The following is a 15,892-nucleotide window of genomic DNA, read 5'->3' on the forward strand; positions in this document are numbered from 1 at the left end:
ACGGCCGCTAGTATCCCTCCCAAACAAAACGAGTCATCCGGGAGGGATATAGTGGCTGACCATCAGATTTCGCGTCGTACGCTCTTGACGGGCACTGCCGCAGCTGGCGCGCTCAGCCTGACGGGACTGCCAGCCCGCGCGGAGGTGAACTGGAAGAAATACGCCGGGACCAAGCTAGAGGTGATCCTCGCCAAGGGCCCGCGCGGCGACAACCTGCAAAAATACGTCAAGGAGTTTACCGAGCTCACCGGCATCCAGGTCGAGGCGGAGCAGATTCCCGAGCAACAGCAGCGCCAGAAGGTCGTGATCGAGCTCACCTCGGGCCGGCCGACCTTCGACGTCGTCCATCTCAGCTATCACGTGCAGAAACGGCAATTCGAGAAAGGCGGCTGGCTCGCCGACCTCACGCCTTACATGAAAGACCCGACGCTGACCGCGCCCGATCTCGTGGAAAGCGATTTCTCGGCCGCCGGCCTGCAATACGCCAGGAACGACAAGGGCCAGATGCTGTCGTTGCCGTGGTCGGTCGATTATTTCATCCTGTATTACAACAAGGAGCTGTTCCAGAAGAAGGGCGTCGCCGTCCCCAAGACCCTCGACGAGATGGTCGCGGCCGCCGAGAAGCTCACCGATGCCAAGGAAGGCACCTACGGCTTTGTCGGACGCGGCCTGCGCAACGCCAACATGACGTTGTGGACCAACTTCTTTCTCGACTGTGGCGGCGAATTCCTCGATGCGAAGGGCAACATCCTGACCGACGGTCCGGAAGCCATTGCTGCAACCAAGCTCTATCAGACATTGTTGACTAAAGTCGCTCCGCCCGGCGTCGCCGGCTTCAACTGGATGGAGTCGATGGCCTCGTTCACGCAAGGACGTTCGGCGATGTGGATCGACGGCGTCGGCTGGGCGCCGCCGCTGGAAGACCCGGCGGCCTCGCGCGTGGTCGGCAAGGTCGGCTACACCGTCGTGCCGGCCGGTCCGAAGGGACAATATTCAGCGACCTATGGCGACGGCATCGGCATCGCCGCGGCGAGCAAGAACAAGGAAGCCGCCTATCTGCTTTGCCAATGGGTTGTGTCGAAAACGCAAGGCGCCCGGCTGTTGCAAGCCGGCGGCGGCGTGCCGTTCCGCAACTCGATCCTGAACGATGCCGAGGTCCAGAACGGCGTGAAGATGCCCAAGGAGTGGCTGCAGTCGGTGATCGATTCCGCCAAGGTCAGCAAGCTGGGCCTGCCCGTCGTGATTCCGGTCGCCGAATTCCGCGATCTCGTTGGCGCGGCGATCACCGCGACCCTTGCCGGCGCCGATCCCGCGACAGAGTTGAAAAAGGCCCACGAGCAGTACCGGCCAATCCTGGAGCGCAGCGAAAAGGCGTGAGTGCGATCATACAGGCTAATCCGGCAGCGGCACCGTCAGATGCCGCGCCGGAGAAGGAGTTGCGGCCGCCGTCGTACTGGCCGTTCGTGGTGCCGGCGCTCATCGTCGTGCTCGCCATCATCATCTTCCCGTGGGTCTTCACGATCTGGATGAGCCTGAACGAGTGGAAGGTCGGCTCGGCGACCACCTTCGTTGGACTGTCCAACTATCTGCGGTTGACGAGCGATCCCCGCTTCATTGAGGCGATCGGACATACAGTGGTCTACACCGCACTCTCCGTGCTGCTGCCGCTCGTGCTCGGCACGTTTGCGGCCGTGGTGTTTCACCAGAAATTCCCCGGCCGCGGCTTTCTGCGCGGCGTTTTCATCATGCCCATGATGGCGACGCCGGTGGCGATCGCGCTGGTCTGGACCATGATGTTCCACCCGCAACTCGGCGTGCTGAACTATCTGCTGTCACTGGTCGGAATCCCAGCGCAGCTCTGGGTGTTTCATCCCGCGACCGTCATTCCCTCGCTGGTGCTGGTCGAGACCTGGCAATGGACGCCGCTGGTCATGCTGATCGTGCTCGGCGGCCTCGCTGCGATCCCGACCGAGCCTTACGAAAGTGCACAGATCGACGGCGCCAGCCTCTGGCAGGTGTTCCGCTTCATCACCCTGCCGCTGATCATGCCGTTCCTGTTCATCGCCGGCATGATCCGCATGATCGACGCCGTGAAGAGCTTCGACATCATTTTCGCAATCACCCAGGGCGGACCGGGATCGGCGTCGGAGACGATCAATATCTATCTCTACAGCGTCGCCTTCTCCTATTACGACCTTGGCTACGGCTCGGCGATTGCGGTCGTGTTCTTCCTGCTGATCGTTCTGCTTGCGGCGGTGATGCTCTATGCGCGCCAGCGCATGCTGTGGACCGAGATCGCGAGCGGCACATGAGTCCAAGGCAAATCATCGGCAAGATCGGCCTGTGGTTCTCGGTGTTCGTCATCGTGTCGCCGGCGATCCTGTTCTTTCTCTGGATGCTGTCGCTGTCGCTCAAATTCGAGATCGACAACGCCGCCTACCCGCCGGTGTTCATTCCCGAGCATGTCGCCTGGAAAAACTATGCCGACGTGCTCGCTTCCAACCGCTTCCTGACCTATTTCATCAACAGCCTGATCGTGACCGGCAGCGCGACGTTGCTTGCGCTGCTCGTCGGTGTCCCCGCCGGCTACGGCATCGCGCGGATGGCCGCGCACAAATCTGCGATCGTGATCCTGATCGCCCGCATCACGCCGGGCCTATCCTATCTGATCCCGCTGTTTCTCATGTTCCAGTGGCTGGGACTGCTCGGCACGCTGGTGCCGCAGATCATCATCCACCTGGTGGTCACGGTGCCGATCGTGATCTGGATCATGATCGGCTATTTCGAGACGACGCCGATGGAGCTGGAAGAAGCAGCCCTCATCGACGGCGCCACGCGCTGGCAGGTCTTCCGCCATGTCGCGCTGCCGATCGCCAAGCCCGGCATCGCCGTCGCCTTCATCCTGGCCGTGATCTTCTCCTGGAACAACTTTGTCTTCGGCATCGTGCTGGCCGGACGCGAGACACGGACCCTGCCGGTCGCTGTCTACAACATGATCTCGTTCGACCAGTTGAGCTGGGGGCCGCTCGCGGCCGCCGCTCTGATCGTCACCCTCCCGGTGCTGCTGCTCACGGTGTTCGCCCAGCGACAGATCGTCGCCGGGCTCACCGCTGGTGCCGTCAAGGGCGGGTAGCTACTCCGCTGGTGCTGCGTGCATGTCCGCATGCGGCATGTAGGGCTCGCTCGCGCCGAGCTTGCTGGCCGCGAACAGACCGGCGGCCATCACGGCATAGGCGAACGCGACCGCGGGCGTGACGCCAAAGCCGCCACCGATGCCGACGGCCTCGCCGTGCATGAAGCCAAAGTAGGTCAGGACCGCACCAACCAGCGCAAACGCCGAGGCCTTCTCGAAGTCGCGCTCGATGATGAAGACGCCGATCGCCCCCAGGATCAGGCCGCCGAGGATGGAGCCGCCGCCCATCACTTCGAGGCCGTGATAGAACACGCCCTGCTGCGGCAACGCGGCGATCGCGGCCGCCTTGACCGCGTCGGCCTTGTCGGCCGCCATTCCGCCTACGCTCGCAGCCGCGTTCATGGTCGAGCCCAGCATAGTGTCGATCTGGAGCTTGGCCCAGGCGGCCAGATGCGGCGTCAGCGCCAGCACGATCGCGGGCGCGTGCTTGACCGGCGTGGTCTGGAACGCCTGCGCGCCAATGAGCATGCCGATATAGAGCAGGATCGGCGAGATCGCGACCACCGGCACCAGCGCCAGCAGCACCGAGATGATGCCGAACCAGGCCAGCACGACCACCATGATGCCGGTCGCGGCGGAGTAACCGATGCGCCCGCCCATCCTTCCAGCCGGGATGGCCGATATAGACGGCGTTGATGAAGGGATTTCCCATCAGGCAGCCGATCAGACTGACGACGCCATCGGCGGTGAGCACGCGCGTGGTCGGATATTCGTCGCCGGCCGCTTCCGCGCTCTCGACATTGTCCATGGCCTCGACGAGGTCATAGATGCCGAATGGAATGGCGGTGACCAGGATGATTCCGAGGAATTCGAAACCGGAGAAGACATAGCCTACCGCCGGAATCGGCACCGAGAAGCCGAAGTTTGCGAAGGCATCACCGACGCCCTTGACGCTCAGTCCACCGAGACCGAGGCCGAACAGGTTCGAGCCCCAGGCGATGACCATTCCGACCGCGATCGCAACGAGACCGGCGGGGATGCCGCGCCAATATTTCACGCCTCCGAACCAGCTCACCAGGATGATGGCGAAGCAGACCAGGCCGATCTGCGGCGTCATGTACATTTCGAGCGCCGGCCGCATCGAGATGAAAGTGACGGAGACGCCGGCGAGCGTACCGAGCAGCGCCGCGCGCGGCGTGATCTTTCGAATGAAGGGCGCGATGAAGCCGCCGATCATCAGGATGAAGCTCTGGAAGAACACCCAGACCAGGCCCGCCGACCAGCCCTTGAGCGGATCACCGGTCTTGATAGTGATCGGCAGCATGATCACGAAGGTGACAATGAACATGTGCGGCACGCTGACGCCCGAAGGCAGCGCGCAAACGTCGTTGCGGCCGGTCTTCTGCGCCAGACGATAGGCGAGGTATGCGTAGTAGAAGGTGGAGAGACACATCATCAACCCGAGCGCGGGCAGGATACGGCCGAACACGAGACTGTCAGGCATCTTCAACACGAAGCGCAACAGGCCCGTGAGCACTAGCATGTTGACGAGGATGTTGGTGCCGAAGCCGAAAAACGCGTTCCAGTCGCCCGGTGTCCATAGTGCCGGCTTGAACTCGGAGGTGCCGGCCGTCCCCGTCGTGCCTGTGCTCATCGTGATGCCCCTACGCTGATGTGGAAATCTTCATCGCCTCCAGAACCGCGGCTGAGCTTGCGACCCAGCCGAAGATGCCGCCCTGGGCCTTGATCATCTTCAGGCCCATCTCGTGAAACTCAGGAAAGTAGGACGCGCAGCCGTCCGAGATGACGACGCAGCGATAGCCGCGGTCGTTGGCCTCGCGCACGGTGGTGTTGACGCACACTTCGGTGGTGACGCCGCACACCAGCAGATTCTCGATGCCGTATTTCTCCAGCACGTCGGTGAGCTCGGTGGCGTAGAACGCGCCCTTGCCGGGCTTGTCGATCACGATCTCGCTGTCGAGCGGATAAAGCTCCGGGATGATGTCGTGGCCAGCCTCGCCGCGAATGAGAATGCGTCCCATCGGACCGGGGTCGCCGATGCGCAAGGATGGCGCGCCGCGCTCGACTTTCGCCGGCGGCGCGTCGGAGAGATCGGGCAGATGGCCCTCGCGCGTGTGGATCACCAGCATGCCGGTATCCCGCGCAGCCTTCAGCACCGCACCGATCGGCTTCACCGCCCGCGCAAGCTGGCTGACGTCGTTGCCGAGGGTCTCGCCGAAGCCGCCGGGCTCCATGAAGTCGCGCTGCATGTCGATGATGAGGAGCGCGGTGGCGGGCCAGTCGAGCTTGACCGGCTCCGGTTCGGCGCTGATGACACCCAGTGTCTGCTTGGTTGAGCTCAACATGACTCAAGGCCCCCGCGAGAACTCTCTCTTCAGGAGTTCTGCAAGCGCCATGCCATTGTGTACAATTGAAGTTGAGCCGACGGCGCAGGAAAATTTACTGCACTGTCAGAACGTTATTGGAAAAGCCGGGGTCTGCTTATTCGCTGTGCGGCGGCTTTGCGACGTGCATTTGCCCAAAGGATGAGCGCTCTCCGTCGTCATTCCGGGGCGACGCGTAAGCGTCGAACCTGGAAGCCATCGGGCGGCTAAACACGCGGTGAAATGGATTCCGGGCTCGCGCTACGCGCGCCCCGGAGTGACGAAGGTGGCGTTAGCGACCCGCTTCTTACGGGCGCCGATGCTGCTCCCCATAAGGCACGCAAGAGGCTTCAGCGTCGCCATGTAGTCGACCTTCAGGTCTTGAGGATCACGGGGTCGACCAGCGGCTTGAGTTCGCGAAGACGTCTGTCGAGGGCTGTCGGCGCACCGACGATATCGGCCGCGTACCTCTGCGTGGAGTATCTGGCGCGGGGTGGTGCCATGGCCCGATCAGCGCCTCAGCCGTCTCCGTGATCTCGGTATTGAACGCGCTTGCAGCCATCGTGTTCTCCGCGAGCAAGCCATGACCAGCAGGAGCGCCACGGATGCGGTGAGCGATATTGACTTCGTCTGCGCATGCCTTTGACTGTCACAATTCGCGTCGCGCAGCCGCTCCTCCCTCCCGCAGCGCAAACCCCAAGTCGAATAAGAGCCGAAACAAGAGACGAGGACTTCTGAAATGACGCTGATGCAGGTCGAGCTGGACGACAAATACCGGCTCGAATCGAAGCGGATCTTCCTGTCCGGCACGCAGGCGCTGGTCCGGTTGCCCATGTTGCAGCGCGAACGCGACCGGCTTCAGGGCCTCAACACCGGCGGCTTCATCTCGGGCTATCGCGGTTCCCCGCTCGGCATGTACGACCACGCGCTGTGGCGCGCGAAGTCACACCTCCAGCAGCACGACATCGCCTTCGTCCCCGGTCTGAACGAGGACCTTGCGGCGACCGCCGTCTGGGGCAGCCAGCAGGTCGGCCTGTTTCCCGGCGCCAAGGTCGATGGCGTGTTCGGCATCTGGTACGGCAAGGGGCCCGGCGTCGACCGCTCGGTCGACGCGCTCAAGCATGCGAATGCCGCCGGCACCTCGCTCAATGGCGGCGTGCTCGCGCTTGCCGGCGACGACCACGGCTGCCAATCCTCGACACTGGCGCACCAGAGCGAACAGGTGTTCGCGGCGGCGCTGATCCCTGTCATCAACCCGGCGACGCTGCAGGACTATCTCGATCTCGGCCTCTACGGCTTTGCGCTGTCGCGCTTCTCCGGCTGCTGGGTCGGCTTCAAGGCGATCAGCGAAACCGTGGAGAGTTCGGCCTCGATCTACAGCGATCCCGAACGCATTCAGATCAGGCTCCCCGACGATTTCGAGATGCCGCCCGGCGGCCTCAACATCCGCTGGCCCGATCCGCCGCTGGACGCGGAGAGGCGCCTGTTCGGCCCGAAGATGGCGGCGGTGCAGGCCTTTGCGCGCGCCAACCAGCTCGACCGCATCGTGCTCGACTCCAGGCCGGCACGGCTCGGCATCATCGCGACCGGCAAGGCCTATCTCGATCTGCGACAGGCGCTGGCCGATCTGGGCATTACCGACAAGGACGCGCAGAACCTCGGCCTTCGCATCTACAAGGTCGCACTGACCTGGCCACTTGAGGAAAGCGGGGCCAAGCGCTTCGCCGAAGGACTTCAGGACGTACTGGTCGTCGAGGAGAAGCGCGGCTTCATCGAAGACCAGCTGATGCGTATCCTCTATAATATCGATGCTTCCAGGCGCCCGACCGTGACGGGAAAACGCGACGAGCGCGGCGCACCGCTATTGCCGAGCGAGGGCGAGCTGACGCCGACCATCGTTGCATCCGCGCTGGTGGCGCGGCTGCGCAAGCTCGGTCACCACAGCCCTGTGCTTGAGCAGCGCCTCGCGCGGCTCGAGGCGTTCGACACTCCTGTTCCGGCCTCCGCGCAAATCAAGCTCGCGCGCACGCCGTTCTTCTGCTCGGGTTGCCCGCACAACACCTCGACGCGCGTGCCCGAAGGAAGCCGCGCCATGGCCGGCATCGGTTGCCACGGCATGGCCCTGAGCATGCCGACCCGCCGTACCGATCTGATCTCGCATATGGGCGCCGAGGGCGTGAACTGGATCGGACAAGCGCCCTTCACCACCGAGCAGCACATCTTCCAGAACCTCGGCGACGGCACCTACACCCATTCCGGACTGCTTGCCCTTCGCGCGGCATCGGCCGCCGGCATCAGCATCACCTACAAGATCCTCTACAACGACGCCGTCGCGATGACCGGCGGTCAGCCGGCCGAGGGCGCCTTCAACGTCGCCCAGATCGCGCATCAGGTCTGGGCCGAGGGCGTCAAGCGCCTCGCGATCGTCTCCGACGATCCCACCAAATACCCTGACACCAACTACTTCCCGCAAGGCGCGACCGTCCATCACCGCCGCGAGCTCGACGCCGTTCAGCGCGAGCTGCGCGACATCAAGGGCCTTACGGTCATCGTCTACGACCAGACCTGCGCCGCGGAAAAGCGCCGCCGCCGCAAGCGTGGGCTGTATCCGGATCCCGCCAAGCGCGCCTTCATCAACGAGCTGGTCTGCGAAGGCTGCGGCGACTGCTCGCAAGCGTCCAACTGCGTCTCGGTGCAGCCGCTGGAGACCGAGTTCGGCCGCAAGCGCCAGATCGACCAATCAAACTGCAACAAGGACTTCTCCTGCGTCGAGGGTTTTTGCCCGAGCTTCGTCACCGTGCATGGCGGCACGCTCAAGCGGATCAAGACCTCGGCGGTGGATTCAGGCCAGTTGTTTGCCGACCTGCCGCTGCCCCCCGCGCGTGAGCTGGACGCCCCCTACAACATCCTCGTCACCGGCATCGGCGGCACCGGTGTCATCACCATCGGCGCGCTGCTCGGCATGGCCGCCCATGTCGACGGCCGCGGCTGCTCGGCGCTGGATTTCACCGGCCTGTCGCAGAAGAACGGCGCTGTGATGAGCCATGTCCGTATCGCCGCGAAGCCGGAAGACATCTCCGCGGTCCGGATCACCACCGGCGGCGCCGACGTCATCCTCGGCTGCGACATGATCGTCTCGGCAGGTCCCTCCGCGCTCAGCCGCGCCGAGCGCGGAACGACGAAAGCGTATATCAACGCCGACCTGCAGCCGACTGCAAGCTTCGTGCAAAACCCCGATCTCGATTTCGAGATGGGCGCGATGCAGACGGTGCTGCGCGATGCCGTCGGCGACAAGAACCTCGACATCATCGACGCCACCGGTATTGCCTCCGCGCTGATGGGCGATTCGATTGCGACAAATCCCTTCATGCTCGGCTTTGCCTTCCAGAAGGGCGCGATCCCGCTATCGCTGGACGCGCTGCTCCGCGCCATCGAGATCAACGGCGCCGCGATCGAAATGAACAAGCTGGCCTTCACCTGGGGACGCCTCGCCGCCCACGACATGTCGCGGGTGCGCAGCGTGTTGCAATTCCGGAGCCGGGCCGCCGCGCCGACGAAGTCGCTCGACGACATCATCGCGACGCGCGCGGAGTTTCTGACCAGCTATCAGGACAAGGACTACGCCGACCGTTACCTCGCCGCCGTCGCCAAGGTGCGCAAGGCGGAAGCAGCTGCCTCGCCCGCGTCCACGGAGCTGGCCGAGGCCGTCGCGAAAAATCTGTTCAAGCTGATGTCCTACAAGGACGAGTACGAGGTCGCGCGGCTCTATACCGATGGCAGCTTCTCCAAGAAGGTCTCGGAGAAATTCGACGGCGACTTCAAGCTGAAGTTCTATCTGGCCCCGCCGATCTTCGCCCAACGCGACAAGACCACCGGACATCTCCAGAAGAAGGAATTCGGCGGCTGGATGATCCACGCCTTCCGCGTGCTCGCCAGGCTGAAATTCCTGCGCGGCGGCGCGTTCGATCCGTTCGGCCGTACCGAGGAGCGTCGGACCGAGCGGAAGCTGGTCGCGGATTATCTCGGCATGATCGATCAGCGGATCTCCGGGCTGAAGGCGGAGCAGATCCCGCTGCTGACGAGGCTCGCACGGCTGCCGGAGACGATCCGCGGCTTCGGGCATATCAAGGCGGCCAACATCAAGCTGGCGGCGGCGGAGAAGGCGCGGCTGGAAGCGGAACTGGAGAACAGCCGGTTTGCAGCGGCAGCGGAGTAGCTGTCGGAGGTGCAAGCTCTCTCCGCGTCATTGCGAGGAGCCCTTGCGACGAAGCAATCCAGAATTTTCCGCAGAGACAGTCTGGATTGCTTCGCTGCGCTCGCAATGACGGGGATGCAGGGGGACCCGATCAGACGGATGCCTTCGCGGCGCCGAGTGTCGTCGCCACACTCCCCTCGGCCAGATGCCTTCCTGCGATGTACCCGAATGTCAGTGCCGGCCCTAACGCGATCCCCGGCCCGGGACAATTGCCGTTCATGATCGAGCCCATGTCGTTGCCACAGGCGTAGAGCCCCGCAACCGGCGTGCCGTCCTCGCGCAACACGCGCGCCTGGGCATCCACCTTCATGCCGATCGCCGTGCCGAGATCCGCCGGATAAATCCGCATCGCAAAGAACGGCGCGCAGAGGATGGGCGCGACGCAGGGGTTCGGCTTGTGGCTGATATCACCGAGATGTCGCTGATAGATGGTGCTGCCGCGACCGAATTCCGGATCACGGCCCTCCTTCGCATCGGAATTGTAGCTCGCGATCGTCGCCGCGAGTGTAGACGGCTTGATGCCGATCTTCGCTGCGAGCTGCGCGATATCAGCGGCCTCGACCAACTCGCCGCTTGCCGTGTAGCGCCGGATATTGCGCGTGAACGGCTTGATGCGGCCGAGGCCGTAGCTCCACAGGCACTGGCGGTCGCAGATCAGATAGAACGGCCGGTCCGGTTCGCCGTCCCCATCGCGCAGCATCGCGAGCACGAACTCATGGTAGGAAAGCGCCTCGTTGACGAAGCGCCGGCCGGCCGCATTGACCGCGATCACGCCGGGCTTGGCGCGGTCGGTCACAATGTGCGGGAAAACGCCACGACTTCCATCAGCGCGCCGGAACAGCGAGGCCGGAACCCAATAGGCCGGGCTCGTCGCATCCGCATTGAGCGCTGCGCCGGTTGCAGTTGCAAGGCGGAGCCCGTCGCCCGTAGCGGACGTGTGGGTCGCCGAGATGAATCCGGCCGCGGGTGGGAAGAAGCGTTTGCGCAAGGTCGCGTCGTGCGAAAAGCCGCCGGTCGCCAGCACCACACCGCGTCGCGCGGCAATCAGCCGATCGCGTGCGCCATGACGGATGACCACGCCGCCGACGCGCTCGCCCTGCATCGACAAATCCTCGACGTCCGCGCTGAAGAGGATCTCGATCTGCCGGGCCAGCAGCGAGGCATACAGCCGTGCGGCGAGCGCATTGCCGAGATACAACGTCGTGCCGCGCGGGCTGCGCAGCCGTTGCCACGCATACTCCGAAACCAGCCGCGCCGCACGAACAGTCGAGCGCAGCGATCTTCCGGCCCGGCGCAGATGCGGAATGTCGAGGCGGTTGACCATCATTGCGCCGAACCGCGTGAACTCCGGCAGCGGCGCGCGCAGTCGCGCGAAATGCGCGCCCAGCCGCGTGCCGTCGAAGACGACCGGCTCGAGCACGCGCCCGCCCGGCGTCGCGCCCAATCGCTCCGGATAATAGTCCGGACAGGCCTTCACCGGCTGGAGGCGCACTTGCGTGTTGGCTTCGAGATAGGCGACCGCCTCCGGTCCGCGCGCGAGGAAAGCGGCTCGCAGGCCCGCATTGGCGGGCTCGGGCACCGTGTTCGACAAATATTGCACGGCGTCCGTGACGCTATCGAACAGCCCCGCCTCTTTCATCTTGGCATTGGCGGGGATCCAGACCATGCCGTCGGACCATGCGGTGGTGCCGCCGACGAAAGCGGTCTTCTCGATCACCAGCACGCGCAGGCCTTCAGCGGCGGCGACGGCCGCGGCCGTCATGCCACCGGCGCCGGCGCCGACGACGATGACATCGTAGGTCTCATGCGCCGGCATCATGCGGCGGGGTTCCCAAAGCGAGGCATGACACCGTCATACCTCGCCTGGGCGCCCACGCGCTAGCGCGCCGGCTTGCGCTCGACCGGGTCGATATCGATCGCCCGCAGGCGGCCGAGCCGCAGCACGTCCATGGCCAGCCGCCGGCCGATCCGGTCGCGGTCGAGCACGCGGATCAGATCGTCCACGCCGTTGATCTCGACGCCATCGAGGCTGATCACGACATCGCCGGACAACAGGCCCGCCTTCGCCGCCGGTCCGTCCGGCTCGATCTGCGCCAGCAGCGCGCCCATCTTGTTCTCGACGCCGGCCAGCACCGCGTGTCGCCGCGGGATCGGCGCGGTCTGGCCGGCCACGCCGATATAGGCGCGGCGGACATAGCCGTGGCGGATGATCTCCGACAGCACGAATTGCGCGGTGTTGCTGGCGACCGCAAAGCAGATACCCTGCGCGCCATTGATGATCGCGGTGTTGATGCCGATCACCTCGGCATTCGACGATACCAGCGGCCCGCCGGAATTGCCGGGGTTGAGCGCAGCATCGGTCTGGATCACGTCCTCGATGGTGCGGCCGCTGACCGAGCGGATCGAGCGCCCGAGCGCCGAGACCACGCCGGCGGTGACGGTCGATTCAAAGCCGAGCGGATTGCCGATCGCGATCACGAGCTGGCCGCGCCGCAAGGTCTTGGAGTTGCCGAGCGCCGCGTAGGGCAAGTCCCGCACGCCATTGGCGCGCAGCAGCGCAAGGTCAGTATCGGGATCGACGCCGAGCACCCGGGCGTCGCCGACATGGCCCTCGACGTCGCGCAGCCGGATCTCCTTCGAGGAGCCGACCACATGACTATTGGTGAGCACGAGCCCGTCCGGCGAGATCACGATGCCCGAGCCGAGCCCGCCGCGCTCGCGGCCGTTCGGCACCTTTGGTCCGGTCTCGACGCGCACGACGGCCGGACCGACACGGTCGGTCACGTCGATCACGGCATTGGAATAGGCGTCCAGCAGGGCCCGGTCATTGTCCGGGACAGCCGCCGCCGTTCGCGATGACGGTGCGTCATCGACGATCTCTGAAGTTAAATCCAACATGGCAAGAGTCCTTGAGGCTCACACAGATGGTGGCCTGCTCCGTGAGGCGCAAGGGACCCGTCCGGGGCGCAAGGCTGGACTGCCCAGGTGGTTAGGGCGCCCGTCGCAGCGTGCCTGCCCTTGCCTTGACCGGATCGAGCAGCGACCAGTCTCCCTCCGGGAGCACATAGCCCTTCGGAAATGGCGCGCGCAGTTCGAGACCGAGCGAGCGCAGCACCCGATCGTCGCGGTAATAGCATTGCAGCACCACGCGAACGAGCGTGGCCGCAGCCGCACCGCCGGAACTGCGAAACTCCTGCGCCACCGCATCGCGCCGGGCAGCATCGAGCTCGGCGAACGGTCGGCCCGCGAGCCGCGCCAGATGGTCCAGCGCCGCCGCCACCAATTTGGCGTCACGCCCGAGCGTCGCCAGCATGTCGGCCTGGATCGCGGGATCGTCGGCGCCCGGCACCTTGTACTCGTCGCTGGCGGGAACGATCATCGCGGCGATGGTGCGGAGGTCGTCGCGCTGGGCGCGTGTCAGTTGATTGTCTGCGGACATCTCGGCCTCAATCGAACAAATTGGAGAGGCGCTGCTTCATCTGGTCGGCGATGTAGAGCGCGAGGGCCTGGATGGTGGACGTCGGGTTCACGCCGCCCGAGGTGACGAAGATGCTGCCGTCGACGATGAACAGGTTCTTCACGTCGTGCGAGCGGCCCCATTCGTTGACGACGGAGCGTTCCGGGTCGGTGCCCATGCGTGCCGTGCCGAGCAAGTGCCAGCCGCCCCACGGGATCGGCGAGTTGACGCAGATGTCGCTCGCCCCCGCGGTCTCGAGAATCTCCCGCCCGCGCGCCAGCGCATGCTCCATCATCTTCCGGCTGTTCTCGCTGATCGTGTAGTCGATCCTCGGCGCGGGAATGCCGTGGCCGTCCTTCAAGACCGGATCGAGCGTGACCCGGTTATGCTCCTCTGGCAGGTCCTCGCAGATCGCGGAAAACCCGAGCCGGTGGCCGTTGAGCTTGCGGAAGATGCGGTGATGATCGGCGCCCCACGGCAGGATCCCCTTCTGCTCGCTGACGACAGCCTCGAACACCGGCCCGGCGCCGCGCACGAACTGGACGCCGTAGCCGCGCACGAAGCCGCGCGACAGGTCCGTGTCATACCATTCCTTGCTCCATAGGCAGGTCGGCGGCGCGCGGTTGCTGTCGGTCGGCTCCTTCACATAGCCGTAGATCTGCGCATAGGGATGGAACATCAGGTTCTTGCCGACGAGGCCGGACGAATTGGCAAGCCCGTTCGGAAAGCGGTTCGACGCTGAGTTCAGCAGCAGCCGCGGCGTGCCGACGCCATTGCAGGCGATGATGACGACATGCGCCGGCTGGAACTGCTCGACGCCGTCCTTGTCGTAATAGACCACGCCGCTGGCCATGCCGTTCTCGTCGGTGGTGATCTCGCGCACCCGGCAGTGCGTACGCAGTTCGACGCCGGCGCGGACCGCATGCGGCCAATAGGTGATGTCGGTCGAGGACTTCGCACCCTGCGCGCAGGCCGGCGTGCAATGGCCGAGATTGATGCAGCGCGCGCGGCCCTCGTAGTCCATGGTCGCGACCGTCGTATCCGACGGCCACCAGTGCCAGCCGAGCTTGTTCATGGCCTTGCCGATGATCGCACCCGACAATCCCATCGGCTGTGGCGGCATCGGCGGATGCGTCAGCGGCGAGAGCGGGTCACCCGAGAGGCCGGACGTGCCCATCATCCGGTCGTTCTCTTCGAAGAACGGGGTCAGCACGTCGTAGTCGATGGGCCAGTCGTCGGCGACGCCGTCGAGCGTCCTCACCTTGAAATCGGAAGGATGCAGCCGCGGCCAGTGCGCGGTGTACATCACTGTCGAGCCGCCGACCGCATTGTAGTTGACGACCTTGATCGGCGAATTGTCGTCGTTGATCGGATAGTCCTCGGGTCGGCCGCGGACGTTCGGGCTTGACGACCACTCGCCGTAGAACTTGGCCTCCCAGTCCCGGCCCGTGCTGGGATATTCCGCCGGGTTCATCCAGCCGCCCTGCTCCAGGCAGAGAATATGCATCTTGGTCTCGGCCAGCGACCACGCCACCGCCGCGCCTGAAGCGCCGGCGCCGATGATCAGGACGTCCACGGGGTCTTTCATCGCGAAATTTTCCTCCCTTCGCCGCTTCCGGGCGATTCGGCCTCCGCTCCGCAAGGCCGGCGGACGATAGGATCAGAGCTACGGCTGAGTAAAGCCACGAGGCCGGAATGTCGCACTTCGCGGGGCGCAGACCATTGGTATCCTCACATCCGGATGCTAGGAACAAGGCGCACGAGCCATCGATAGCGAGACCTTATGTCCTTCCGAAAATCCTTTGCCAGCGCCCGCGCTTTTGCGCTCGTTTCCTTTCTCGCCCTGTCCGGATTTCTGGGCACCTCCGGCCCCGGCTCCGCGCTGACGGCCGCCGCGACGGTCCGCGACGGCAACGCCATTCAGGTCGGCGACGTCACCTACCGCCTGGACGGCGTCGACGCACCCGAGCTGGACCAGGTCTGCATCGACGATCACGCCGATCCCTGGACCTGCGGCATCGAGGCCCGCGACCAGCTCGCCAAGCTGATCGGCAAGCGATCCGTGCGCTGCGACGATGTCGGACCGGAAAAGAGTTTTGGCAAGCGGCACCGCGCGATCTGCACGGCCGAAGGCGACAAGACCACCTTGAACGAGCAGCTGGTCAAGCTCGGCTATGCCATTGCCCGCGAGCCGGTCAAGGCGAACGTCAAGTCGGCCGCGGCCGACGCGAAATCAACCTCGGCCGGAATCTGGAAGGGGTGCTTTGTTGCACCGCAGGAATTCCGCACCGGCAAGAAGGACGGCGCGCTCCTGGGCGCCGCCTGCCGCACCGATCGCGACAAGGAGATTCGCGCGGTGTTGTTTCCCGAGGATCTGACGATGCCGCCGAGCTGTGGCATCAAGGGCAAGCTTGCGGTGCGCGCGCGCGTCACCGGCAATATCGGCATCTATCATTTGCGGGGCTGCCCGAGCTACCCCGCGACCACCAAGCCGGACCGCTGGTTCTGCTCGGAGGACGACGCCCAGGCTGCGGGCTTCCGCAAGGCCTACAATTGCCGGCGGCCGAAATAACGAAGCCCATCACGCAGCCGTGAGCGGCAGCCGGAGACAGTATTCATCCGGAATTGAACTCTATCGGGAGTTGCTGCATTTGTAAGCGTAC

Annotated in this window: 11 protein-coding genes and 1 pseudogene; 5 read left to right on the forward strand and 7 right to left on the reverse strand. The window is 64.7% G+C overall.

The genetic code is table 11. From position 1 onward, the window contains the following. Positions 1-51: 51 nt before the first annotated feature. From AC0L3P_RS09990 to AC0L3P_RS10000, 3 genes are read left to right on the forward strand one after another with little or no spacing between them, the layout of a single operon-like run. Positions 52-1,377 carry an ABC transporter substrate-binding protein gene (locus AC0L3P_RS09990; protein ID WP_473301752.1) on the forward strand — a complete coding sequence of 442 codons (1,326 nt, stop codon included), beginning with the start codon at positions 52-54 and terminating at the stop codon, positions 1,375-1,377. A gap of 5 nt (positions 1,378-1,382) precedes the next feature. Next, entirely contained in the window at positions 1,383-2,312 is a 930-nt protein-coding gene (locus tag AC0L3P_RS09995) for a carbohydrate ABC transporter permease (protein WP_473301800.1), read from the forward strand. Further along, on the forward strand, positions 2,309-3,133 hold the full coding sequence (locus AC0L3P_RS10000) for a carbohydrate ABC transporter permease (RefSeq protein ID WP_473301753.1): 825 nt from the start codon (positions 2,309-2,311) through the stop codon (positions 3,131-3,133). The genes AC0L3P_RS09995 and AC0L3P_RS10000 overlap by 4 nt, the downstream gene beginning before the upstream one ends. On the opposite strand, the pseudogene AC0L3P_RS10005 reads toward AC0L3P_RS10000, so the two are convergent. The 3 genes and pseudogenes from AC0L3P_RS10005 to AC0L3P_RS10015 form a co-directional block, all read right to left on the reverse strand. After that, a pseudogene (locus tag AC0L3P_RS10005) lies at positions 3,134-4,787 on the reverse strand (regulator). Positions 4,788-4,797: 10 nt separating this feature from the next. Then, positions 4,798-5,499, reverse strand: coding sequence for a cysteine hydrolase family protein (locus AC0L3P_RS10010; RefSeq protein WP_354056715.1), 702 nt, complete (start codon positions 5,497-5,499; stop codon positions 4,798-4,800). 392 nt (positions 5,500-5,891) lie between these two features. Next, entirely contained in the window at positions 5,892-6,020 is a 129-nt protein-coding gene (locus tag AC0L3P_RS10015; protein ID WP_354056716.1) for a hypothetical protein, read from the reverse strand. Between the two features lie 236 nt (positions 6,021-6,256). On the opposite strand from AC0L3P_RS10015, the gene AC0L3P_RS10020 reads away from it, so the two are divergent. Then, entirely contained in the window at positions 6,257-9,733 is a 3,477-nt protein-coding gene (locus AC0L3P_RS10020) for an indolepyruvate ferredoxin oxidoreductase family protein (protein ID WP_473301754.1), read from the forward strand. A gap of 130 nt (positions 9,734-9,863) precedes the next feature. Here AC0L3P_RS10020 and AC0L3P_RS10025 read toward each other — a convergent pair whose 3' ends face one another. The 4 genes from AC0L3P_RS10025 to AC0L3P_RS10040 all read right to left on the reverse strand — a co-directional run bounded on the left by AC0L3P_RS10025 (position 9,864) and on the right by AC0L3P_RS10040 (position 14,817). After that, positions 9,864-11,591 (reverse strand): FAD-dependent oxidoreductase, encoded by a 1,728-nt coding sequence (locus AC0L3P_RS10025; RefSeq protein ID WP_473301755.1) that lies wholly within the window; start codon positions 11,589-11,591, stop codon positions 9,864-9,866. Between the two features lie 59 nt (positions 11,592-11,650). After that, complete coding sequence (locus tag AC0L3P_RS10030) at positions 11,651-12,670, reverse strand: S1C family serine protease (RefSeq protein ID WP_275170377.1); 1,020 nt, start codon at positions 12,668-12,670, stop codon at positions 11,651-11,653. 91 nt (positions 12,671-12,761) lie between these two features. Continuing rightward, positions 12,762-13,211, reverse strand: a complete 450-nt coding sequence (locus tag AC0L3P_RS10035) for a gluconate 2-dehydrogenase subunit 3 family protein (protein ID WP_275170376.1) — start codon at positions 13,209-13,211, stop codon at positions 12,762-12,764. 7 nt (positions 13,212-13,218) lie between these two features. Then, positions 13,219-14,817: a GMC family oxidoreductase gene (locus tag AC0L3P_RS10040; protein ID WP_473301756.1), complete on the reverse strand. Its 1,599-nt coding sequence runs from the start codon at positions 14,815-14,817 to the stop codon at positions 13,219-13,221. A 195-nt stretch (positions 14,818-15,012) separates the two neighbouring features. On the opposite strand from AC0L3P_RS10040, the gene AC0L3P_RS10045 reads away from it, so the two are divergent. Then, positions 15,013-15,801: a thermonuclease family protein gene (locus AC0L3P_RS10045; RefSeq protein WP_473301757.1), complete on the forward strand. Its 789-nt coding sequence runs from the start codon at positions 15,013-15,015 to the stop codon at positions 15,799-15,801. Positions 15,802-15,892 lie beyond the last annotated feature (91 nt).

The sequence above is a fragment of the Bradyrhizobium sp. WSM4874 genome, from assembly GCF_055811835.1.